This window comes from Streptomyces sp. NPDC004111, assembly GCF_042874215.1.
In the GTDB taxonomy this organism is placed as follows: domain Bacteria; phylum Actinomycetota; class Actinomycetes; order Streptomycetales; family Streptomycetaceae; genus Streptomyces.
Genome location: NZ_JBIAMU010000025.1, coordinates 124,297 through 144,598 on the forward strand (window position 1 = coordinate 124,297; position 20,302 = coordinate 144,598).

The following is a 20,302-nucleotide window of genomic DNA, read 5'->3' on the forward strand; positions in this document are numbered from 1 at the left end:
TCCGCGGGAACGGGCCGACAAGCGGCGGAACTCAGACGTTGAAGCCGAGCGCCCGCAGCTGCTCGCGGCCGTCGTCCGTGATCTTGTCCGGGCCCCACGGCGGCATCCAGACCCAGTTGATCTTGAGTTCGTTGACGATGCCCTCCGTGGCGGACTTCGCCTGGTCCTCGATGACGTCGGTCAGCGGGCAGGCCGCGGACGTCAGCGTCATGTCGAGGGTGGCGATGTTGGCGTCGTCGACGTGGATGCCGTAGATGAGGCCCAGGTTGACGACGTCGATGCCCAGCTCGGGGTCGACCACGTCGTACAGGGCTTCGCGGACCTCTTCCTCGGAGGCCGGCTTGGTCGTCAGGGTCTGCTCGTCACTCATGCCGTCTCCTTCTTCGCACTCTCGCCCAGGGCCTGAGCGGTCGCGTCCTTCCATGCCATCCAGCTCAGCAGGGCGCACTTCACCCGGGCCGGGAACTTCGAGACCCCGGCGAACGCGACCGCGTCCTCCAGGACCTCCTCCATCGCGTCGTCCGGCTCGATGGAGCCCTTCGACTGCATCAGCTCCAGGAAGGTCTCCTGGATCTTCCTGGCCTGGTCCAGGTCCTTGCCGACCAGCAGGTCGTTCAGCACCGAGGCGCTGGCCTGGCTGATGGAGCAGCCCTGCCCCTCGTAGCTGACGTCCTCGACGCGCTCCCCGTCGTACTTCACCCGCAGCGTGATCTCGTCGCCGCAGGTCGGGTTGACGTGGTGCACCTCGGCGTCGCCGTCGCGCAGCCCCCGCCCGTGCGGGTGCTTGTAGTGGTCCAGGATGACTTCCTGGTACATCGAATCCAGCTTCACTGTCGCTACCCGCCTACCCGAAGAAATTCCGTACGTGCTCCAGGCCGTCGACCAGGGCATCGACCTCGGCCGGCGTGGAGTACAGATAGAAGGACGCTCGCGTCGTCGCGGGAATTCCGTACCGCAGGCAGACCGGGCGCGCGCAGTGGTGGCCGACGCGCACCGCGATGCCCTCCTCGTCGAGCACCTGGCCCACGTCGTGCGGGTGGATGTCGCCGAGGGTGAAGGAGAGGGCCGCGCCGCGGTCCTCCGCCGTCGCCGGACCGATGATGCGCAGGTCCGGTACTTCGAGCAGGCGCTTGACCGCGTACTCGGTGATCGCGTGCTCGTGGCGCGCGATGTTCTCCATGCCGATCGCCGTGAGGTAGTCCACGGCCGCGCCGAGGCCCACGGCCTGCGCGATCGGGGGCGTACCGGCCTCGAACTTGTGCGGCGCGGGGGCGTAGGTGGAGGAGTGCATCGAGACGGTCTCGATCATCTCGCCGCCGCCGAGGAAGGGCGGGAGGTCCTCCAGGAGCTCCTGCCGTCCCCACAGGACGCCGATGCCCGTCGGGCCGACCATCTTGTGGCCGGTGAAGGCCACGAAGTCGGCCTGCAGCGCCTGCACGTCCAGCACCATGTGCGGGGCGGCCTGCGAGGCGTCGATGCAGACCAGCGCGCCGACCTGCTGGGCGCGCCGGATGATCGTCTCGACCGGGTTGACGGTGCCCAGCAGGTTGGAGACCAGCGTGAAGGAGACGATCTTCGTCTTCTCGTTGATGATCTCCTCGATGTTGGACAGGTCGAGGCGCCCGTCGTCGGTGAGGCCGAACCACTTCAGCTTCGCGCCGGTGCGCTGCGCGAGCAGCTGCCACGGGACGATGTTGGAGTGGTGCTCCATCTCCGTGATGACGATCTCGGTGTCGCGGTCGACCCGGTAGGGCTCGTCGGCCCAGCCGAGCATGTTGGCCACGAGGTTGAGCGACTCCGAGGCGTTCTTGGTGAAGATCACCTCGTCGCGGCTCGGCGCGTTGATGAAGGCGGCGACCTTGTCGCGGGCGCCCTCGTACAGCGCCGTGGCCTCCTCGGCGACCGTGTACACACCGCGGTGCACGTTGGCGTTGTGCCGCTCGTAGTACTCGTTCAGCGCGTCGAGCACCTGGCGCGGCTTCTGCGAGGTCGCAGCGGAGTCCAGGTAAACGATCTTCTTGTCCCCGTGGACGACACGGTCCAGCAGGGGGAAGTCCTTGCGGATCGCGTCCGTGTCGAGGAGGCCCGGCAGGTGTGTCACGCGGCTGCGCCACCCTTCGTGTACTTCTCGTAGCCCTCGGCCTCGAGCTGGTCGGCCAGCTCGGGGCCACCGGACTCGACGATCTTGCCCGCCGAGAAGACGTGCACGAAGTCCGGCTTGATGTAGCGCAGGATGCGCGTGTAGTGCGTGATCAGCAGGGTGCCGACCTCGCCGGTCTCGCGGACCCGGTTGACGCCGTCGGAGACCTGGCGCAGGGCGTCCACGTCGAGGCCGGAGTCGGTCTCGTCGAGGATGGCGATCTTCGGCTTCATGAGCTCCATCTGGAGGATCTCGTGACGCTTCTTCTCACCGCCGGAGAAGCCCTCGTTGACGTTGCGCTCGGCGAAGGACGGGTCCATCTGGAGCTGCTCCATCGCGGACTTGACCTCCTTCACCCAGGTGCGCAGCTTGGGGGCCTCGCCGCGCAGGGCGGTGGCCGAGGTGCGCAGGAAGTTGGAGACCGAGACGCCGGGGACCTCGACCGGGTACTGCATGGCGAGGAACATGCCGGCGCGGGCACGCTCGTCGACGGACATCTCCAGGACGTCCTCGCCGTCGAGGGTGACGGTGCCGCTGGTGATCGTGTACTTGGGGTGACCCGCGATCGAGTACGCGAGGGTGGACTTGCCGGAGCCGTTGGGGCCCATGATGGCGTGGGTCTCGCCCTGCTTCACGGTCAGGTCGACGCCCTTGAGGATCTCCTTGGTGCCGTTCTCGACATCGACGGAGACGTGCAGGTCGCGGATTTCAAGCGTTGCCATGGGGTACTCAGGACTCCTGGGTGACGGAGACGAGCACATCGTCCCCTTCGATCTTTACGGGGTAAACGGGGACGGGGCGCGTCGCGGGCAGGCCGGACGGCTTGCCGGTGCGCAGGTCGAAGCTGGAGCCGTGCAGCCAGCATTCGATGGCGCAGTCCTCCACCTCGCCCTCGGACAGCGAGACGTTCGCGTGCGAGCAGATGTCGTTGATCGCGAAGACTTCGCCCTCGGTGTGGACGAGCGACACCGGCGTGCCGTCGACCTCGACCCGCTTGGGGGTGTCGGCCTCCAGCTCGCTCAGCGCGGCCACTCGTACGAACGCCATCAGACGGACGCCTCCAGCTCCTCGTCGATCTTCGCGAGCAGCCGCTCCTCGACGTCGTCGAGGCCGATCTGCTGGACCAGCTCGGCGAAGAAGCCGCGCACGACCAGCCGGCGGGCCTCGTCCTCGCGGATGCCGCGCGACTGGAGGTAGAAGAGCTGCTCGTCGTCGAAGCGGCCGGTCGCCGAGGCGTGGCCCGCTCCGGCGATCTCGCCGGTCTCGATCTCCAGGTTGGGCACCGAGTCGACGCGGGCGCCGTCGGTGAGCACCAGGTTGCGGTTCATCTCGTAGGAGTCGGTGCCCTCGGCGGCGGCCTGGATCAGGACGTCGCCGATCCACACCGCGTGCGCGTCCTGGCCCTGGAGGGCGCCCTTGTAGGCCACGTTGGACTTGCAGTGCGCGACGTTGTGGTCGACCAGGAGGCGGTGCTCCTGGTGCTGGCCCTCGTCGGTGAAGTACAGGCCGAACAGCTCGGCGGAGCCGCCCGTTCCGGCGTACGAGACGCGCGGGTGCAGCCGGACCAGGTCGCCGCCGAAGGTGACGACGACGGACTTGAAGGAGGCGTCGCGGCCGACCAGCGCGTTGTGCTGGGCGACGTGGACGGCCTTGTCGTCCCAGTCCTGGACGGAGACCACGGTGAGCTTCGCGCCGTCGCCGAGCACGTAGTCGACGTTGGCGGCGAGCACGCCGTCACCGGTGTGGTCGATGACCACGACGGCCTCGGCGAACGCGCCGAGCTCGATCACCTGGTGGCCGTAGGCCGTGCCGCCCTCGCCGTGCACCGCGATGCGGATCGGCTGGTCGAGCACCTTCTCCTTGGGCACGGTGACGACCGAGGCCTTCTCGAAGGAGGTGTACGCCTGGGCCGCGACCCGGTCCACCGGCTTGCCGGCCCTGCCGAGGCGGGCGTCCGAGCGGTCGACCGTCTCGACGGTGACGCCCTCGGGGGCGTCGACCTGGACGGTTAGCACGCCACCGGCCTCGGCGGAGCCGTCGTGCAGCCCGCGCAGCCGGGACAGCGGGGTGAACCGCCACTCCTCCTCGCGGCCGTGCGGCACGGGGAAGTCCGCCACGTCGAAGGACGGCGGCGCACTCATGCGGGTGGCGGTGGTGGACTCCGCCGCTACCGCGATGGAACCGGCGGTGGTGGAACCCACCGGGATGTTCTGAGCCTCAGCCATGGCTGTCGTAGCGCTCTCTCTCTGGATCAAGAAGAAGTCGGTTGCTGCCTGAGGGAGTCCGGTCAGCCGACCGAACCCTCCATCTGCAGCTCGATCAGCCGGTTGAGCTCCAGGGCGTACTCCATCGGGAGTTCCTTGGCGATCGGCTCGACGAAGCCGCGCACGATCATGGCCATCGCCTCGAACTCGGTCAGACCGCGGCTCATCAGGTAGAAGAGCTGGTCCTCGGAGACCTTGGAGACGGTCGCCTCGTGGCCCATGGACACGTCGTCCTCGCGCACGTCCACGTAGGGGTACGTGTCGGAACGGGAGATGGTGTCGACGAGCAGCGCGTCGCAGAGCACGTTGGACTTGGAGCCCGGGGCGCCCTCGCCGATCTCGATGAGACCGCGGTAGGAGGTGCGGCCACCGCCGCGCGCCACGGACTTCGAGACGATGTTGGACGACGTGTTCGGCGCCATGTGCACCATCTTGGCGCCGGCGTCCTGGTGCTGGCCCTCGCCCGCGAAGGCGATGGACAGGGTCTCGCCCTTGGCGTGCTCGCCCATCAGGTAGACGGCCGGGTACTTCATCGTCACCTTGGAGCCGATGTTGCCGTCGACCCACTCCATGGTCGCGCCCTCGTAGGCCACGGCGCGCTTGGTCACCAGGTTGTAGACGTTGTTCGACCAGTTCTGGATCGTCGTGTAGCGGCAGCGGCCGCCCTTCTTCACGATGATCTCGACCACGGCGGAGTGCAGCGAGTCCGAGGAGTAGATCGGCGCGGTGCAGCCCTCGACGTAGTGGACGTAGGCGTCCTCGTCCACGATGATCAGCGTCCGCTCGAACTGGCCCATGTTCTCCGTGTTGATACGGAAGTAGGCCTGGAGCGGGATGTCCACGTGGACGCCCTTGGGCACGTAGATGAACGAGCCGCCGGACCACACGGCCGTGTTCAGCGACGCGAACTTGTTGTCGCCGACCGGGATGACGGTGCCGAAGTACTCCTTGAAGAGCTCCTCGTGCTCCTTCAGCGCGGTGTCGGTGTCGACGAAGATGACGCCCTGCTCCTCCAGGTCCTCACGGATCTGGTGGTAGACGACCTCGGACTCGTACTGGGCGGCGACACCGGCGACGAGGCGCTGCTTCTCCGCCTCCGGGATGCCGAGCTTGTCGTACGTGTTCTTGATGTCCTCGGGCAGTTCCTCCCAGGAAGCGGCCTGCTTCTCGGTGGAGCGCACGAAGTACTTGATGTTGTCGAAGTCGATGCCCGACAGGTCCGAGCCCCAGTTGGGCATGGGCTTCTTGCCGAAGAGCTTCAGTCCCTTGAGACGCAGCTTCAGCATCCACTCGGGCTCGTTCTTCTTCTCCGAGATGTCGCGGACGACAGCCTCGGACAGGCCTCGCTTGGCCGCGGCGCCTGCCGCGTCGGAGTCGGCCCAGCCGAATTCGTACGTACCCAGGCCCTCAAGTTCGGGGTGGGCAGTCTCCTCGATAGGGAGAGTCATGCGGGGTTCCTCCCGGCCGTGCTTGCTGATGCTGAATGACTGGTCTTGGGGATGTACGTCGTGCAGACCCCGTCGCCATGGGCGATGGTGGCCAGTCGCTGTACGTGGGTCCCGAGCAGCGCGGAGAAGACCTCGGTCTCCGCCTCGCAGAGCTGCGGGAACTGTTCCGCGACGTGGGCGACAGGGCAGTGGTGCTGGCACAGCTGCTCTCCGACCGGTGCGCTACGCGCCGTAGCAGCGTACCCGTCGGCGCTCAGGGCCTTCGCCAGCGCCTCGGTGCGCTGTTCGGGGGGTGCGGCCTCGACCGCTTCGCGGTACGCCTCGGCCTGCGCGGCGATCCGGGCGCGGGCGAACGCGGTGACGGCCGCCTCGCCCTGCTCGCCGCCGCCGGCCGCCCGGGAGATCCAGGTGAGGGCGTCCGCCGCGAGCTTGTCGTAGGACTGGTCGAAGGCGTCGCGGCCGCAGTCGGTGAGCGCGAAGACCTTGGCGGGCCGGCCTCGCGTGCGCGCGCCGTAGACGCGCTGCTCCTTCGCCTCGACCACGTCGTCCGCGGCCAGCGCGTCGAGGTGGCGGCGCACAGCGGCCTGGGTGAGACCGAGGCGCTTCGCCAGATCGGCGACCGTGGACGGGCCGTGGTCCAGGATGGAGCGCGCGACCCGGTTGCGGGTGGACCGCTCTCCGGTCGCCACGTCCTCCTGCGGGACCTCGTCGACGTATTTCACAACGCCATTGTTGCGTAATTCCTCAGAGCCTGACAACCCGGATCTTGGGCGACTCCGGTGCCCTGCGTCACTTAGGCAAACCTAAGCTGACCTGCGGAAACGATCACTATGAGCGTTGTTGACCTGGGGGTATGCCCCCGGCTCACCCGGCTGCCGGGCGATCACCACCCGAACGAAGCGCTCCGCCGACGTACCAGTTCAGCCCGCCGACCAGCAGTCCGCCGCCGACGATATTGCCGGGCACGGTGAACAGGAGGTTGCGGACCAGTTCGCCGGGCGACGAGAAGCCCTCGAAGATCCCGATCGCGTACAGCGCCATGTCGGCGACGCAGTGCTCGAAGCCCGCCGCGACGAACACCAGCACCGGCAGCCACAGCACGAGGATCTTGGCGACCTCGCCGCTCATCCGGAAGTACATCCAGACCCCGAGGCAGACCAGCAGGTTGCAGAGCACCGCGCGCCAGAAGAGCTGCCCGCCGGTGAGCGCCTCCTTGGCCTGGAGCATCTCGTGCAGCATCGCGCGGGCGCCGGGCGCGGCGGTGACCCCGGAGGCGTGCGCCATGGCGGCCAGTCCGAGGGTGCCCAGGAGGTTGCCGACCAGGCACAGGGCCCAGGTGCCGACCAGGGCGCGCCGGCCGGTCCGGCCGGTGAACGCGCCCACCATCATCACCAGCACGTTCGAGGTGAACAGCTGCGCGCCGGTGCACATCACCAGCGTCAGGGCGATCGGGAACACCGCGCCCTCGACCAGCCGCACCCACGGCGACCCCGCGGTGACCAGCGGGGAGACGGCGGTGAGCAGCAGCACCTCGCCCACCGCGATGTACGCGCCGGCCAGCAGCGCGGAGACCAGGTAGCCGCTGGGTCGTCTGAGGCCGTGCGCCTTGTGGGCGGCCTGACGGGCGGTCTCCTCGACGTTCTCCGCGATGCTGATCACGCTTCGACGCTAGAACCGCCCGGCCCCCGGCCCGTGCCCGAAAAGGTCACCTCTTGCGAGGCTTCCGGCCCCCGCGCCCGGGACCTCCGCCCCCTGCCCCGGGCCCCGGCGGGCGGGACCTAGACTCGCTCCCATGTCACAAGAGCCCGTCGTCCAGGTCCACGGCCTGGTCAAGCGGTACGGAGCGAAGACCGCGGTCGACGGCCTCGATCTCACCGTCGCCGCAGGCACCGTCACCGCAGTCCTCGGCCCCAACGGCGCCGGCAAGACCACCACCGTCGAGACCTGCGAGGGCTACCGGAAGCCGGACGCCGGCACCGTCCGCGTCCTGGGCCTGGACCCGGTCGCCGACGCGGCGAAGCTCCGCCCCCGCATCGGTGTGATGCTCCAGTCCGGCGGCGTCTACTCCGGCGCCCGCGCGGACGAGATGCTGCGCCACATGGCCAAGCTGCACGCCCACCCGCTGGACGTGGACGCGCTCATCGAGCGGCTGGGGCTCGCCGGCTGCGGACGTACGTCCTACCGGCGGCTGTCCGGCGGGCAGCAGCAGCGCCTCGCGCTCGCGATGGCCGTGGTCGGCCGCCCCGAGCTGGTCTTCCTGGACGAACCGACCGCCGGGCTCGACCCGCACGCCCGCCGCTCCACCTGGGACCTGGTGCGCGAACTGCGCTCCTCGGGCGTCGGCGTCATCCTCACCACCCACTTCATGGACGAGGCCGAACAGCTCGCCGACGACGTGGTGATCGTCGACTCGGGCCGGGTCATCGCCCAGGGCACCCCCGCGGACCTGTGCCGCGGCGGCGCCGAGAACACCCTGCGCTTCACCGGCCGTCCCGGTCTGGAGCTCGCCTCGCTCCTCAAGGCCCTGCCCGCCGACACCGTCGCGGAGGAGCTGATCCCGGGGACGTACCGCATCGGCGGGAAGATCGACCCGCAGCTGCTGGCCACGGTGACCACCTGGTGCGCCCAGCACGGCGTCATGCCGGACGGCATCTCGGTCGAACGGCGCACCCTCGAAGACGTCTTCCTCGAACTGACCGGTAAGGACCTGCGTCCATGAGCACCGCCCCCTACGCCCCGATGCCGGGAGCGGCTCCGCTCGGCCGGATGATCGCGGCGCAGACCGCGCTCGAAACCAGGATGCTGCTGCGCAACGGCGAGCAGCTGCTGCTGACGGTGATCATCCCGGCGCTGCTGCTGGTGCTGTTCTCCGCCGTCGACATCATCGACACCGGCGACGGCCGGTCCGTGGACTTCCTGGCCCCCGGCATCCTCGCGCTGGCCGTCATGTCCACCGCGTTCACCGGCCAGGCCATCGCCACCGGGTTCGAGCGGCGGTACGGAGTGCTCAAGCGGCTCGGCACCTCGCCGCTGCCGAGGTGGGCGCTGATGACCGCCAAGACGCTGTCGGTGCTGCTCACCGAGGTGCTCCAGGTGGTGCTGCTGACCGCCATCGCCTTCGGGCTCGGCTGGTCGCCGCGGGGGAACCCGCTGGCGGTGCTGCTCCTGCTGGTCCTCGGCACGGCCGCCTTCTCCGGGCTCGGCCTGCTGATGGCGGGCACGCTCAAGGCGGAGGCGACGCTGGCCGCGGCGAACCTGGTGTTCCTGCTGCTGCTGGTGGGCGGCGGGGTGATCGTGCCGCTGGAGAAGTTCCCCGAAGCGGTGCGGGACCTGCTGGGTCTGCTGCCGATCTCGGCGCTCTCCGAGGGGCTGCGCGACGTGCTCCAGCACGGCGCCCCGATGCCGTGGGGCAGCCTCGGGATCCTCGCGGCGTGGGCGGTGCTGGGACTGGGTGCGGCGGCCAGGTTCTTCCGCTGGGAGTGACATCACAGTCCGCCACGGCCCCCCTCGTGAAATCCTGCACAAGCGCCCGCCTACGATGGTTGCCGTGTTGAACCCCCTCGCTCTCATCGCCCAGCGATGGACTCCCACCCCCCGCGCCCTGCGGCGCGCCGCGCTCACGGCCGTCGTGATGAGCGTCTTCATCATCGTGACCGGTGGTGCGGTCCGCCTCACCGGTTCCGGCCTCGGCTGCGACACCTGGCCCAAGTGCACGGAAGACAGCCTGTTCGTGACGCCCGAACAGGGCTTCCACGGGTTCGTCGAGTTCGGCAACCGGATGCTCACCTACGTCCTGTCCGCCGCGGTCGGCCTGGCGATCATCGCCGTACGGTCGGTCAAGCCCCGGCGGCGCGGACTGACCCGTACCGCCTGGTCGATGTTCTGGCTGGTGATGGGCAACGCCGTCATCGGCGGCATCACGGTGTGGATGGGCCTCAACCCCTGGTCGGTGGCCGGGCACTTCCTGCTCGCCAACGTCCTGCTGACCGTCGCGACCGTCGTCTGGCACCGCACCGGCGAGGGCGACGGCGAGCCGAAGCCGCGCGTGCCGCGCCCGGTCCGCAAGCTGTCGTGGGCGCTGGCCGCCGTCACGGTGGTCCTCATCGTCCTCGGTACGACGGTGACGGGTTCGGGCAAGCACGCGGGCGACAAGAGCGAGGTGCCGCGCATGCCGTGGGACTGGACCGCCGCCGCCCATCTGCACGCCATCGCGGCGTGGGTGGTGTGCGCGCTGGCCATCGCGATGTGGCTGGTGCTGCGCATGGTCGACGCCCCCGCCGACACCCGGGCCCGCGCCCGCGACCTGCTGGTGGTGCTGCTCGCGCAGGGCGCCATCGGTTACGTCCAGTACTTCACCGGGGTGCCGGAGATCCTGGTCGGCCTGCACATGCTCGGTTCCGCGCTGCTGTGGATCGCGGTGGTCCGGCTGCTGCTGAGCCTGCGCGAGCGCACGGTGGAGAGCCCGGCGATCCCGGCGCAGTCCGACCCCTCCCTCTCCGCCGCGGTCTGAGGTACGCGGCCCGAGGGCGGGGCCCTCAGCCGCGGGTGTCGGACAGGGATTCGGTGAGCCGGTAGACGCGGCGGGCGTTGCCCGCCGCGATCAGCCCCGCCACCCGTTCCGCGTCCGCCCCCGACCACGCCCCGTCGGCCACCCAGCCGCCGAGCACCCGGCGCAGTGCCGACCGGAACACCTGTGCGGCCACCACGTGCAGTTCGGGCAGTCCGCGCGCTCCGCTGGAGAACAGCAGCTTGCCGAAGGGCGCGATCTCCAGGATCTCCGCCAGTACGTCCGGGGCCCGCGCGCCCGTGTGCGCGAGCGCGGGCCCCAGGTCCGCGTACACGTGCGGGAAGTCGCTCGCCAGCCGTGCCGCGTACCGGTGGTGGGGGTGGCCGTGCAGCAGCACCAGGTCGGTGCCGAGCCCGGCACTGGCCGCCGCGAACTCCGTCAGCTGCTCCGGCTCCCCCGTCACGTGCAGCTGCAGCGGCAGCCCCCGGCCCAGCGCGTTCCACAGCAGGTGCCGCAGGAGTACGGGGTCCCGCAGCCGCTCCCCCGCCCGGCGTCCGGCCAGCCACCGCCCGGCCGCCCCGCGCACCTCGCCGGGACCCGGCGGGTGCGGGGCGAGCGCGCGGGCGTGGCGTGCCGCCGCGACGGAGGTGAACGCCACGGCGGACGCGGTCGCGGCCTGCATGGCCTCGCCCAGGTTGGCGAGGAACCCCTCGGCCGTTCCCGACGTGTCGGCGATCTGCTCCGCGAGCATTTCCAGCCGTACGATCTCGCGCGCCTCGGCGTCCCCCGCCGCGGCCAGCTCCCCGGGGCCCATCAGGTCGCCGGGCGGCCCGGTGTCGACCAGATAGGTGACGATCCCGGTGCCCCGCAGCAGCAGCCGTCCCGCGGCGGGCGCGCCCAGCTCACGGCGTCTGGCGAGGTAGCCGGCGGGCGGACAGTGCGGCTCCAGGCCCAGCAGGGGCGGACACCAGCGGCGTACGGCGAAGCCGGTCTGGGTGTCGAAGAAGGTGGTGCCCGGCGCGGGCGGGGCCGGGGTGCGGGCGAGGTGCGCCTCGAAGGTGCCCAGGCCCAGCTCGGTGCGGAGCACCCCGTGGCAGTACTGGTCCACCAGGGACAACGGGGTGACGAACATCGGGGCTCCCGGGACGGACCTGTGCGGATGCGACGCCTGCACAGGTCCTAACGGGTGAGCCCCGCCTCCGGGTACTGCCGGACCCCGGCCGAAGCCGCCGCGGGGACCGGGCCGGGCGTGTTCAGGCCTTGGCGGCGGGCGGGTTGGGGGTGCCGCCGAGCTGGAGGCCGGCCATCCGCTTCCACTCGTAGGGCCCGGTCTCGACCTTGGCCGCGAACTCGCCGTCGAAGTCCTCGTGGACGGTGATGCCGGCCTTCTCGGTGGCCGCCCTGGCCACGTCGTAGGTCGGGGCCACCAGATCGCCCCAGGCGCCGTCCTCGCCGACCAGGACGATGCGGGTGCCCCGCTGCCCGATGTACGCGAGCTGCCCCTCGGCACCGCCGTGCTGCCCGGCGAAGGCGCCGATCTGCTTGGCGAGCTTCGCGGTCCTGCGCTCGGCCGACTTCTCGGCCCGCTCTGCCTGCTTGGTGTCTGCCATGAGCAGGATGCTACCGACGAGTAGCCAAACGCGCGACGGGCGGGACACGTGGTTTTGACCACGTGTCCCGCCCGTCGGCCGCGGCACGGCGCCGCGGGTGCCTAGAAGCGGATGAAGGGGTCCACCGCGACCGCCACGAAGAGCAGCGAGACATAGGTGATGGACCAGTGGAACAGCCGCATCTCCTTGAGCTTGGCGCCCGTCACCTCCGCCTTGGCGCGGGCCTGCAGGCCGTGCGCCTCCCACAGCCACCAGCCGCCGGTGACGGCCGCGACCACGGTGTAGAACCAGCCCGTGTAGCCGAGCGGCTGGAGCAGCAGCGAGACGAGGACCATGACCCAGCTGTAGGCCACGATCTGCTTGGCGACGGCCTTGTTGCCCGCGACGACCGGCAGCATCGGCACGCCCGCGCGGGCGTAGTCGTCCTTGACCTTCATCGACAGCGGCCAGTAGTGCGGCGGCGTCCAGAAGAAGATGACGAGGAAGAGGATGACCGCGGCCCAGGACATCGAGTTGGTGACCGAGGACCAGCCGATGAGCACCGGCAGGCAGCCGGCGATGCCGCCCCAGACGATGTTCTGGGCGGTGCGGCGCTTCAGGATCATCGTGTAGATCACGACGTAGAAGAGCAGCGCACCGAGCGACAGTGCGGCGGACAGCCAGTTGACCAGCAGGCCGAACCAGACCGTGGAGACCACCGCGAGCGAGATGCCGAAGACCAGGCACTCGACGGGGCTGACCATGCCGGTGACCAGCGGACGCTGCGAGGTGCGGTCCATCAGCGCGTCGATGTCGCGGTCGATGTACATGTTGAGCGCATTGGCACCGCCGGCGGACAGATATCCGCCGAAGCAGGTCGCCAGCACCAGCCACAGGTCGGGGACACCCTGCTCCGCCAGGAACATCACCGGAACGGTGGTGATCAGCAGAAGCTCGATGATCCTCGGCTTGGTCAGTGCCACAAACGCCTTGACCCGTGCTCCGAACGGCCGATGGCCCCCCGGGCTGGAAGTCAAGGCGACCCCTGCGGGTCGGGACTCGACGGCCGTCACGCACACCCCTGACAGAGAATTCTTAAGCAAGCTCCGGGCGTGAAGGCCCGGTAAAGACTTGCGCGTACCACGCCACTCTAGACGTTGCCCATACGTCGCCCTTCGTCGGGGTGCCCCGTGTTGGGCCGACCGTGAACGGGCGGCCGAGCGGCCCGGGAGGCGCCGTACACGAGGAGTACTGTCCGGATGTATACGGAAATGCACTCCTCGGGGGTCCGCCGGGAGGCGGACTGCCCGCCTCGCGCGCACTCTGGACGCAGCTGTGTTTTCCCCGTCGCGGGCGTCCACCCAAAGCCGAAATCCCGCACGTTCCTGCGGGGGTAGGCTCGACAGCGCCCCGGTGCGACCAATAGCCACCGGGCCCAAATCATTGTGGAGAGGAGCCCTGACCAGGGTGAGCACCAAGCCGACCACCACAGACCTTGAGTGGACCGAGTGGGACCAGCGGGCCGTGGACACCGCCCGCATCCTGGCCGCGGACGCCGTACAGAAGGTCGGCAACGGCCATCCCGGTACGGCGATGAGCCTGGCGCCGGCCGCCTACACCCTCTTCCAGAAGGTGATGCGGCACGACCCGGCGGACGCCGAGTGGACGGGCCGCGACCGCTTCGTACTTTCCGCGGGCCACTCGTCCCTGACCCTCTACATCCAGCTCTACCTGGCCGGTTTCGGCCTGGAGCTGGACGACCTGAAGGCGTTCCGCACCTGGGGTTCGAAGACGCCGGGCCACCCGGAGTACGGGCACACCACCGGTGTCGAGACCACCACCGGCCCGCTCGGCCAGGGTGTCGCCAACGCGGTGGGCATGGCGATGGCCGCCCGCTTCGAGCGCGGTCTGTTCGACCCGGAGGCGGCGACGGGCGAGTCCCCGTTCGACCACTTCATCTACGCCATCGCCGGTGACGGCTGCCTCCAGGAGGGCATCTCCGCCGAGGCGTCCTCGATGGCCGGGCACCAGAAGCTCGGCAACCTGATCCTGCTGTGGGACGACAACCACATCTCGATCGAGGGCGACACCGAGACGGCGATCTCCGAGGACACCCTCAAGCGGTACGAGGCGTACGGCTGGCACGTCCAGCGCGTCGAGCCCAAGGCGGACGGCGACCTCGACCCGGCGGCGCTGTACGACGCCATCCAGCAGGCGAAGGCCGTCACCGACAGGCCGTCCTTCATCGCGATGCGCTCGATCATCGCCTGGCCGGCCCCGAACGCGCAGAACACCGAGGCCGCGCACGGCTCGGCGCTCGGCGACGAGGAGGTCGCGGCCACCAAGCGCGTGCTGGGCTTCGACCCCGAGCAGACCTTCGAGGTCTCCGACGAGGTCATCGCGCACACCCGCAAGGCGCTGGACCGCGGCGCCCAGGCCAAGGCCGAGTGGGAGAAGGGCTTCGCCGCCTGGCGCACCGCCAACGGCGAGCGCGCCGCCGAGTTCGACCGCATCGCCGCGGGCGAGCTGCCCGAGGGCTGGGAGGAGAAGCTCCCCGTCTTCGAGACCGGCAAGGGCGTCGCCACCCGCGCCGCCTCCGGCAAGGTCCTCCAGGCGCTGGGCGCGGTCGTCCCGGAGCTGTGGGGCGGCTCGGCCGACCTGGCCGGCTCCAACAACACGACGATCGACAAGACGTCGTCGTTCCTCCCCGAGGGCAACCCGCTCCCGGAGGCCGACCCGTACGGCCGCACGATCCACTTCGGCATCCGCGAGCACTCGATGGCCGCCGAGATGAACGGCATCGCGCTGCACGGCAACACCCGCATCTACGGCGGCACCTTCCTGGTGTTCTCCGACTACATGCGCAACTCCGTGCGACTGTCCGCGCTGATGCACCTGCCGGTGACGTACGTGTGGACGCACGACTCGGTCGGCCTCGGCGAGGACGGCCCGACCCACCAGCCGGTCGAGCACCTGGCCTCGCTGCGCGCGATCCCCGGCCTCAACGTGGTCCGCCCGGCGGACGCCAACGAGACCGCCATCGCCTGGCGCGAGATCATGCGCCGCTACACGAAGGTCTTCGGCAAGGGCGCCCCCACGGGCCTCGTGCTGACCCGCCAGGGCGTGCCGACGTACGAGGTGAACGAGGACGCCGCCAAGGGCGGTTACGTGCTCCTGGAGGCCGACGGCGGCGCGCCGCAGGTCGTCCTCATCGGCACCGGCTCCGAGGTCCAGCTCGCGGTCGAGGCGCGCGAGGCGCTGCAGGCCGAGGGCATCCCGACGCGCGTGGTGTCGATGCCGTCGGTCGAGTGGTTCGAGGAGCAGGACCAGGGGTACCGGGAGAGCGTCCTGCCGCCGTCGGTCAAGGCGCGAGTGGCAGTCGAGGCCGGTATCGGGCTCACCTGGCACCGTTACGTCGGTGACGCGGGCCGGATCGTGTCGCTGGAGCACTTCGGTGCCTCGGCGGACGGCAAGGTCCTCTTCAAGGAGTTCGGCTTCACCGGCGAGGCGGTCGCCGCCGCCGCCCGGGAATCCCTTTCCGCCGCTCAGCGCTGACGCTCGTACAGACAACAAGTAGGAGATGCAATTCTCATGACAGACGCACTCAAGCGCCTCTCCGACGAGGGCGTTGCGATCTGGCTCGACGACCTGTCGCGCAAGCGGATCACGTCCGGCAACCTGGCCGAACTGATCGACCAGCAGCACGTCGTGGGCGTCACCACCAACCCCTCGATCTTCCAGAAGGCGATCTCGCAGGGCGACGGCTACGACGTCCAGCTGACCGATCTCGCCGCGCGCAAGGTCACCGTCGAGGAAGCCATCCGGATGATCACGACGGCGGACGTGAGGGACGCCGCCGACATCCTCCGCCCGGTCTTCGACGCGACGCAGGGCCAGGACGGCCGGGTCTCCATCGAGGTCGACCCGCGCCTGGCGCACAACACCCTGGCGACGGTCGCCGAGGCCAAGCAGCTCGCCTGGCTGGTGGACCGCCCCAACACGCTCATCAAGATCCCGGCGACGAAGGCCGGCCTGCCGGCCATCACCGAGGTCATCGGCAGGGGCATCAGCGTCAACGTCACGCTGATCTTCTCGCTGGAGCGCTACCGCGAGGTCATGGACGCCTACCTGGCGGGCCTGGAGAAGGCGAAGGCCGCGGGCCTGGACCTCTCCAAGATCCACTCGGTGGCCTCCTTCTTCGTGTCCCGCGTGGACACCGAGATCGACAAGCGCCTCGACGGCCTGGGCACGGACGAGGCCAAGGCCCTCAAGGGCAAGGCCGCGCTCGCCAACGCCCGGCTCGCCTACCAGGCGTACGAGGAGGTCTTCGCCTCCGAGCGGTGGGCCGCCCTGGACAAGGCGCAGGCCAACAAGCAGCGTCCGCTGTGGGCCTCGACCGGCGTCAAGGACCCGGCGTACAAGGACACCCTGTACGTCGACGACCTGGTCGCGCCGGGCACGGTGAACACCATGCCGGAGGCCACCCTGGAGGCCACCGCCGACCACGGCTCGATCACCGGCAACACCATCGCCGGGACGTACGAGCAGGCCCGTGCCGACCTCGACGCCGTCGAGAAGCTCGGCATCGCCTACGACGACGTCGTGGGCCTGCTGGAGACCGAGGGCGTCTCCAAGTTCGAGGACTCCTGGAACGACCTGCTCAAGTCGACCGAGGCCGAGCTCAAGCGCCTCGCACCTTCGGAGGGCTGACCACTTTGTCCAGCAGCAATCCGCTGCGTGACGCACAGGACCGACGGCTTCCGCGCATCGCGGGGCCGTCGGGCCTGGTCATCTTCGGCGTCACGGGCGATTTGTCCCGTAAAAAGTTGATGCCTGCCGTGTACGACCTGGCCAATCGCGGCCTGCTGCCGCCGGGCTTCTCGCTCATCGGCTTCGCCCGCCGCGACTGGGAGAACGAGGACTTCGCCCAGGTCGTCCACGACGCCGTCAAGGAGCACGCGCGCACCGAGTTCCGCGAGGAGGTCTGGCAGCAGCTGATCCAGGGCATGCGCTTCGTCCAGGGCGACTTCGACGACGACAAGGCGTTCGAGACGCTGAAGTCGACGATCCAGGAGCTCGACGAGCAGCAGGGCACCGGCGGCAACTTCGCCTTCTACCTCTCGGTCCCGCCGAAGTTCTTCCCCAAGGTCGTCCAGCAGCTGAAGAAGCACGGGCTGGCCGACCAGAAGGCGAACTCCTGGCGGCGCGCAGTCATCGAGAAGCCCTTCGGGCACGACCTGGCCTCCGCTCAGGAGCTCAACCGGATCGTCCACGAGGTCTTCCCGCCCAACGAGGTCTTCCGGATCGACCACTACCTGGGCAAGGAGACGGTCCAGAACATCCTGGCGCTGCGCTTCGCCAACCAGATGTTCGAGCCGATCTGGAACCGGTCGTACGTGGACCACGTGCAGATCACCATGGCCGAGGACATCGGCATCGGCGGCCGGGCCGGCTACTACGACGGCATCGGCGCGGCCCGCGACGTCATCCAGAACCACCTCCTCCAGCTGCTCGCGCTGACCGCCATGGAGGAGCCCGCCTCCTTCGAGGCGGACGCGCTGGTCGCGGAGAAGTCCAAGGTGCTGGGCGCGGTCAAGATCCCCAAGGACCTGGGCCGTGACACCGTGCGCGGGCAGTACGCGGCGGGCTGGCAGGGCGGCGCGAAGGCCGTCGGCTACCTCCAGGAGGAGGGCATCGACCCCGGGTCGAAGACCGACACCTACGCCGCGATCAAGCTGGAGATCGACAACCGCCGCTGGGCGGGCGTGCCGTTCTACCTCCGTACCGGAAAGCGGCTCGGCCGCCGGGTCACGGAGATCGCGGTCGTCTTCCAGCGCGCCCCGCACTCCCCCTTCGACCACACCGCCACCGAGGAGCTCGGCCAGAACGCGATCGTCATCCGCGTCCAGCCGGACGAGGGCGTCACCGTGCGCTTCGGCTCCAAGGTGCCCGGCACCTCCATGGAGATCCGGGACGTCTCGATGGACTTCGCGTACGGCGAGTCCTTCACGGAGTCCAGCCCCGAGGCGTACGAACGACTCATCCTCGACGTGCTCCTGGGCGACGCCAACCTGTTCCCGAGGCTGGAGGAGGTCGAGCAGTCCTGGCGGATCCTCGACCCGATCGAGCAGTACTGGGACACGCACGGCAAGCCCGCGCAGTACGCGTCCGGCACCTGGGGCCCCGACGAGGCGAACGACATGCTCGCACGAGACGGACGGAGCTGGCGCCGGCCATGAGGATCGACCTGACGGACACCACGTCCAGCAAGATCAACAAGGCACTCGTCCAGGGGCGGCGGGCCATCGGCACGCCGGCCGTGGGCATGGTGCTGACCCTCGTCATCGTCACCGACGAGGAGAACGCGTACGACGCCCTGAAGGCGGCGAACGAGGCGTCCCGCGAGCACCCCTCGCGCACCCTGGTCGTCGTCAAGCGGTTCTCCCGCTCGCCGCGCGACCGCTCGAAGGCGCGGCTGGACGCGGAGGTGCGGCTCGGCGCGGACGCGGGCACCGGGGAAACGGTTGTCCTGCGCCTGTACGGCGAGGTCATCAACCACGCCCAGTCGGTCGTCCTGCCGCTGCTGCTGCCCGACGCCCCGACCGTCGTCTGGTGGCCGGTGAACGGTCCCGTGGACCCGGCCAAGGACCCGCTGGGCGCTCTCGGCCAGCGCCGTGTCACCGACACGTACGCCGCCGAGCAGCCGATACACGAGCTGACCGCGCGCAGCGAGAACTACACGCCGGGCGACACGGACCTGTCCTGGGCCCGCATCACCCCGTGGCGCTCGATGCTCGCCGCCGCGCTCGACCAGTTGCCCACCGAGGTCACCTCGGTGGAGGTGGAGGGCGAGGAGTTCAACCCGAGCTGCGAGCTGCTCGCCATGTGGCTGGCGGACCGGCTGCACGTGCCGGTGAAGCGCACCCTCTCCGCCGGTCCCGGTCTCACGGCCGTACGGATGGAGACCAAGGACGGCCCGGTCGTCTTGGACCGCGCGGACGGCTCGCTGGCCACGCTGTGCATGAACGGCCAGCCGGACCGTGCGGTGGCGCTCAAGCGCCGCGAGACCGCGGAGCTGCTGGCGGAAGAGCTGCGCCGGCTCGACCCGGACGACACCTACGCGTCGGCGCTGAAGTTCGGCGTGGACCGGCTGGGCGCGGTCGTCGGCCAGGCGGCCGCGGAGGCGTCCGCCACGGGCGGCGACAAGGTCGCCGCGGCCTCGGAGGGGTCGGACGGGTCGGACACCTCGGGCGGCTCGGGCGGCTCGGCGGAGAAGAAGACCGCCGCCAAGAAGTCCGCGCCGGCCAAGAAGGCGGCGTCCAAGTGATGAGCGGTGCACCGCAGTTGGTGGTCCACCGGGACAAGGAGCTGATGGCCCAGGCCGCGGCTGCCCGGCTGATCACCAAGGTCGTCGACGCGCAGGCCGCCCGCGGCAGCGCGTCGGTCGTCCTCACCGGCGGACGCAACGGCAACGGGCTGCTGGCGGCGCTCGCCTCCTCCCCGGCCCGGGACGCGATCGACTGGTCGCGCCTGGACCTGTGGTGGGGCGACGAACGCTTCGTGCCCGCCGACGACCCGGAACGCAACTACACCCAGGCCAGGGAGGCCCTGCTGGACGCGGTCCCGCTGGACCCGGCCCGGGTGCACGCGATGCCGGCCTCGGACGCGGGCCACGACGACGCGGACTCCGCGGCAGCGGCGTACGCGGCCGAACTGGCCGCGGCGGCCCGTCCCGAGGACCACGGCAAGGTGCCCACCTTCGACGTCCTCATGCTGGGCGTCGGTCCGGACACGCACGTCGCGTCGCTCTTCCCGGAGCACCCGGCGGTGCGCGAGACCGAGCGGACGGTGGTCGGCGTGCACGGCGCCCCCAAGCCCCCGCCCACCCGCATCTCGCTCACCCTCCCGGCGATCCGGGCGGCGCGCGAGGTGTGGCTGCTGGCGGCGGGCGAGGACAAGGCGAAGGCTGCGGCCCTCGCCCTGTCGGGCCCCGGCGAGGTCCAGGCCCCGGCCTCGGGCGCGTACGGCCGGGCCCGCACGCTGTGGCTGCTGGACAAGGCGGCGGCCTCGGAACTCCCGAGGTCCCTCTACCCCCCGGCGTCGGCCTGACCGAGGCCGAACCCACGCACACCGCGGCCCGGCACTTCCCCCCAAGGGGGGTGCCGGGCCGCGGTGTGTTTCCGGGCAGGGGGGTGGCCGGGCCTCGGTGTGCGTACGGGCAGAGCGGCTGGGCCGCGGTGCGCTTCCGGACAGGGCGGTGGCCTGGTCGCGGTGTGACTCCTGACAGGGGGATGGCCGCGCCTCGGTGCGCCTCCGGACAGGGGGCTGGGCCGCGGTGCGCTTCCGGACAGGGC

Annotated in this window: 20 protein-coding genes; 8 read left to right on the top strand and 12 right to left on the bottom strand. The window is 70.2% G+C overall.

Going from position 1 to position 20,302, the window contains the following annotated elements:
- Nucleotides 1-31 precede the first annotated feature (31 nt).
- The 9 genes from ACFYVL_RS37705 to ACFYVL_RS37745 all read right to left on the bottom strand — a co-directional run bounded on the left by ACFYVL_RS37705 (nt 32) and on the right by ACFYVL_RS37745 (nt 7,511).
- Nucleotides 32-370, bottom strand: a complete 339-nt coding sequence (locus ACFYVL_RS37705) for a metal-sulfur cluster assembly factor (RefSeq protein WP_389253255.1) — start codon at nt 368-370, stop codon at nt 32-34.
- Entirely contained in the window at nt 367-831 is a 465-nt protein-coding gene (gene sufU, locus ACFYVL_RS37710) for a Fe-S cluster assembly sulfur transfer protein SufU (protein ID WP_389253257.1), read from the bottom strand. The genes ACFYVL_RS37705 and sufU overlap by 4 nt, the downstream gene beginning before the upstream one ends.
- Before the next feature lie 13 nt (nt 832-844).
- Nucleotides 845-2,101: a cysteine desulfurase gene (locus ACFYVL_RS37715; protein WP_389253259.1), complete on the bottom strand. Its 1,257-nt coding sequence runs from the start codon at nt 2,099-2,101 to the stop codon at nt 845-847.
- Nucleotides 2,098-2,862: a Fe-S cluster assembly ATPase SufC gene (gene sufC, locus ACFYVL_RS37720; protein WP_189821525.1), complete on the bottom strand. Its 765-nt coding sequence runs from the start codon at nt 2,860-2,862 to the stop codon at nt 2,098-2,100. The genes ACFYVL_RS37715 and sufC overlap by 4 nt, the downstream gene beginning before the upstream one ends.
- A 7-nt stretch (nt 2,863-2,869) precedes the next feature.
- On the bottom strand, nt 2,870-3,187 hold the full coding sequence (locus tag ACFYVL_RS37725) for a non-heme iron oxygenase ferredoxin subunit (RefSeq protein ID WP_389253262.1): 318 nt from the start codon (nt 3,185-3,187) through the stop codon (nt 2,870-2,872).
- Nucleotides 3,187-4,365 carry a Fe-S cluster assembly protein SufD gene (gene sufD / locus ACFYVL_RS37730; RefSeq protein WP_389253264.1) on the bottom strand — a complete coding sequence of 393 codons (1,179 nt, stop codon included), beginning with the start codon at nt 4,363-4,365 and terminating at the stop codon, nt 3,187-3,189. The genes ACFYVL_RS37725 and sufD overlap by 1 nt, the downstream gene beginning before the upstream one ends.
- Before the next feature lie 62 nt (nt 4,366-4,427).
- Nucleotides 4,428-5,852 (bottom strand): Fe-S cluster assembly protein SufB, encoded by a 1,425-nt coding sequence (gene sufB, locus ACFYVL_RS37735; RefSeq protein ID WP_389253266.1) that lies wholly within the window; start codon nt 5,850-5,852, stop codon nt 4,428-4,430.
- The gene (locus ACFYVL_RS37740) at nt 5,849-6,574 is read right to left on the bottom strand and encodes a helix-turn-helix transcriptional regulator (RefSeq protein ID WP_389253268.1); all 726 of its coding nucleotides are present in this window, start codon (nt 6,572-6,574) and stop codon (nt 5,849-5,851) included. The genes sufB and ACFYVL_RS37740 overlap by 4 nt, the downstream gene beginning before the upstream one ends.
- A gap of 142 nt (nt 6,575-6,716) precedes the next feature.
- Entirely contained in the window at nt 6,717-7,511 is a 795-nt protein-coding gene (locus ACFYVL_RS37745) for a formate/nitrite transporter family protein (protein WP_389253271.1), read from the bottom strand.
- Between the two features lie 133 nt (nt 7,512-7,644).
- Between ACFYVL_RS37745 and ACFYVL_RS37750 the strand changes: the two genes are divergently transcribed.
- Genes ACFYVL_RS37750 through ACFYVL_RS37760 form a run of 3 tightly spaced genes read left to right on the top strand, consistent with a single transcriptional unit; the run spans nt 7,645 to nt 10,362 of the window.
- On the top strand, nt 7,645-8,571 hold the full coding sequence (locus ACFYVL_RS37750) for an ABC transporter ATP-binding protein (protein WP_389253273.1): 927 nt from the start codon (nt 7,645-7,647) through the stop codon (nt 8,569-8,571).
- A complete protein-coding gene (locus tag ACFYVL_RS37755; RefSeq protein WP_389253275.1) occupies nt 8,568-9,335 on the top strand; it encodes an ABC transporter permease in 768 nt (255 codons plus the stop codon). The genes ACFYVL_RS37750 and ACFYVL_RS37755 overlap by 4 nt, the downstream gene beginning before the upstream one ends.
- Nucleotides 9,336-9,390: 55 nt before the next feature.
- The gene (locus ACFYVL_RS37760; protein ID WP_389253277.1) at nt 9,391-10,362 is read left to right on the top strand and encodes a heme A synthase; all 972 of its coding nucleotides are present in this window, start codon (nt 9,391-9,393) and stop codon (nt 10,360-10,362) included.
- Nucleotides 10,363-10,387: 25 nt separating this feature from the next.
- On the opposite strand, the gene ACFYVL_RS37765 is transcribed toward ACFYVL_RS37760, so the two are convergent.
- The 3 genes from ACFYVL_RS37765 to ACFYVL_RS37775 form a co-directional block, all read right to left on the bottom strand.
- Nucleotides 10,388-11,491 (bottom strand): amidohydrolase, encoded by a 1,104-nt coding sequence (locus ACFYVL_RS37765; protein WP_389253279.1) that lies wholly within the window; start codon nt 11,489-11,491, stop codon nt 10,388-10,390.
- A gap of 121 nt (nt 11,492-11,612) precedes the next feature.
- Nucleotides 11,613-11,969 (bottom strand): hypothetical protein, encoded by a 357-nt coding sequence (locus ACFYVL_RS37770; protein ID WP_389253281.1) that lies wholly within the window; start codon nt 11,967-11,969, stop codon nt 11,613-11,615.
- 101 nt (nt 11,970-12,070) lie between these two features.
- Nucleotides 12,071-13,027, bottom strand: coding sequence for a heme o synthase (locus ACFYVL_RS37775; RefSeq protein WP_389253337.1), 957 nt, complete (start codon nt 13,025-13,027; stop codon nt 12,071-12,073).
- A gap of 388 nt (nt 13,028-13,415) precedes the next feature.
- Here ACFYVL_RS37775 and tkt point away from each other — a divergent pair, with 388 nt between their 5' ends.
- From tkt to pgl, 5 genes are read left to right on the top strand one after another with little or no spacing between them, the layout of a single operon-like run.
- Nucleotides 13,416-15,503 carry a transketolase gene (tkt, locus tag ACFYVL_RS37780; protein WP_389253282.1) on the top strand — a complete coding sequence of 696 codons (2,088 nt, stop codon included), beginning with the start codon at nt 13,416-13,418 and terminating at the stop codon, nt 15,501-15,503.
- Nucleotides 15,504-15,539: 36 nt separating this feature from the next.
- Nucleotides 15,540-16,658 (top strand): transaldolase, encoded by a 1,119-nt coding sequence (gene tal / locus ACFYVL_RS37785; protein WP_389253284.1) that lies wholly within the window; start codon nt 15,540-15,542, stop codon nt 16,656-16,658.
- A 5-nt stretch (nt 16,659-16,663) separates the two neighbouring features.
- Nucleotides 16,664-18,187, top strand: coding sequence for a glucose-6-phosphate dehydrogenase (gene zwf, locus ACFYVL_RS37790; protein ID WP_389253286.1), 1,524 nt, complete (start codon nt 16,664-16,666; stop codon nt 18,185-18,187).
- Nucleotides 18,184-19,275, top strand: coding sequence for a glucose-6-phosphate dehydrogenase assembly protein OpcA (gene opcA, locus ACFYVL_RS37795; protein WP_389253289.1), 1,092 nt, complete (start codon nt 18,184-18,186; stop codon nt 19,273-19,275). Before zwf ends, opcA begins: the two co-directional genes overlap by 4 nt.
- On the top strand, nt 19,275-20,057 hold the full coding sequence (gene pgl / locus ACFYVL_RS37800; RefSeq protein ID WP_389253291.1) for a 6-phosphogluconolactonase: 783 nt from the start codon (nt 19,275-19,277) through the stop codon (nt 20,055-20,057). Before opcA ends, pgl begins: the two co-directional genes overlap by 1 nt.
- The last annotated feature ends 245 nt before the right edge of the window (nt 20,058-20,302 follow it).

Bases quoted from the DNA above. Each gene is read 5' to 3' on its own strand.
- ACFYVL_RS37705 (WP_389253255.1), bottom strand. From the start codon at position 370: ATGAGTGACGAGCAGACCCTGACGACCAAGCCGGCCTCCGAGGAAGAG.
- sufC (WP_189821525.1), bottom strand. From the start codon at position 2,862: ATGGCAACGCTTGAAATCCGCGACCTGCACGTCTCCGTCGATGTCGAG.
- ACFYVL_RS37725 (WP_389253262.1), bottom strand. From the start codon at position 3,187: ATGGCGTTCGTACGAGTGGCCGCGCTGAGCGAGCTGGAGGCCGACACC.
- sufD (WP_389253264.1), bottom strand. From the start codon at position 4,365: ATGGCTGAGGCTCAGAACATCCCGGTGGGTTCCACCACCGCCGGTTCC.
- sufB (WP_389253266.1), bottom strand. From the start codon at position 5,852: ATGACTCTCCCTATCGAGGAGACTGCCCACCCCGAACTTGAGGGCCTG.
- ACFYVL_RS37750 (WP_389253273.1), top strand. From the start codon at position 7,645: ATGTCACAAGAGCCCGTCGTCCAGGTCCACGGCCTGGTCAAGCGGTAC.
- ACFYVL_RS37755 (WP_389253275.1), top strand. From the start codon at position 8,568: ATGAGCACCGCCCCCTACGCCCCGATGCCGGGAGCGGCTCCGCTCGGC.
- ACFYVL_RS37760 (WP_389253277.1), top strand. From the start codon at position 9,391: ATGGTTGCCGTGTTGAACCCCCTCGCTCTCATCGCCCAGCGATGGACT.
- ACFYVL_RS37765 (WP_389253279.1), bottom strand. From the start codon at position 11,491: ATGTTCGTCACCCCGTTGTCCCTGGTGGACCAGTACTGCCACGGGGTG.
- ACFYVL_RS37770 (WP_389253281.1), bottom strand. From the start codon at position 11,969: ATGGCAGACACCAAGCAGGCAGAGCGGGCCGAGAAGTCGGCCGAGCGC.
- tal (WP_389253284.1), top strand. From the start codon at position 15,540: ATGACAGACGCACTCAAGCGCCTCTCCGACGAGGGCGTTGCGATCTGG.
- opcA (WP_389253289.1), top strand. From the start codon at position 18,184: ATGAGGATCGACCTGACGGACACCACGTCCAGCAAGATCAACAAGGCA.
- pgl (WP_389253291.1), top strand. From the start codon at position 19,275: ATGAGCGGTGCACCGCAGTTGGTGGTCCACCGGGACAAGGAGCTGATG.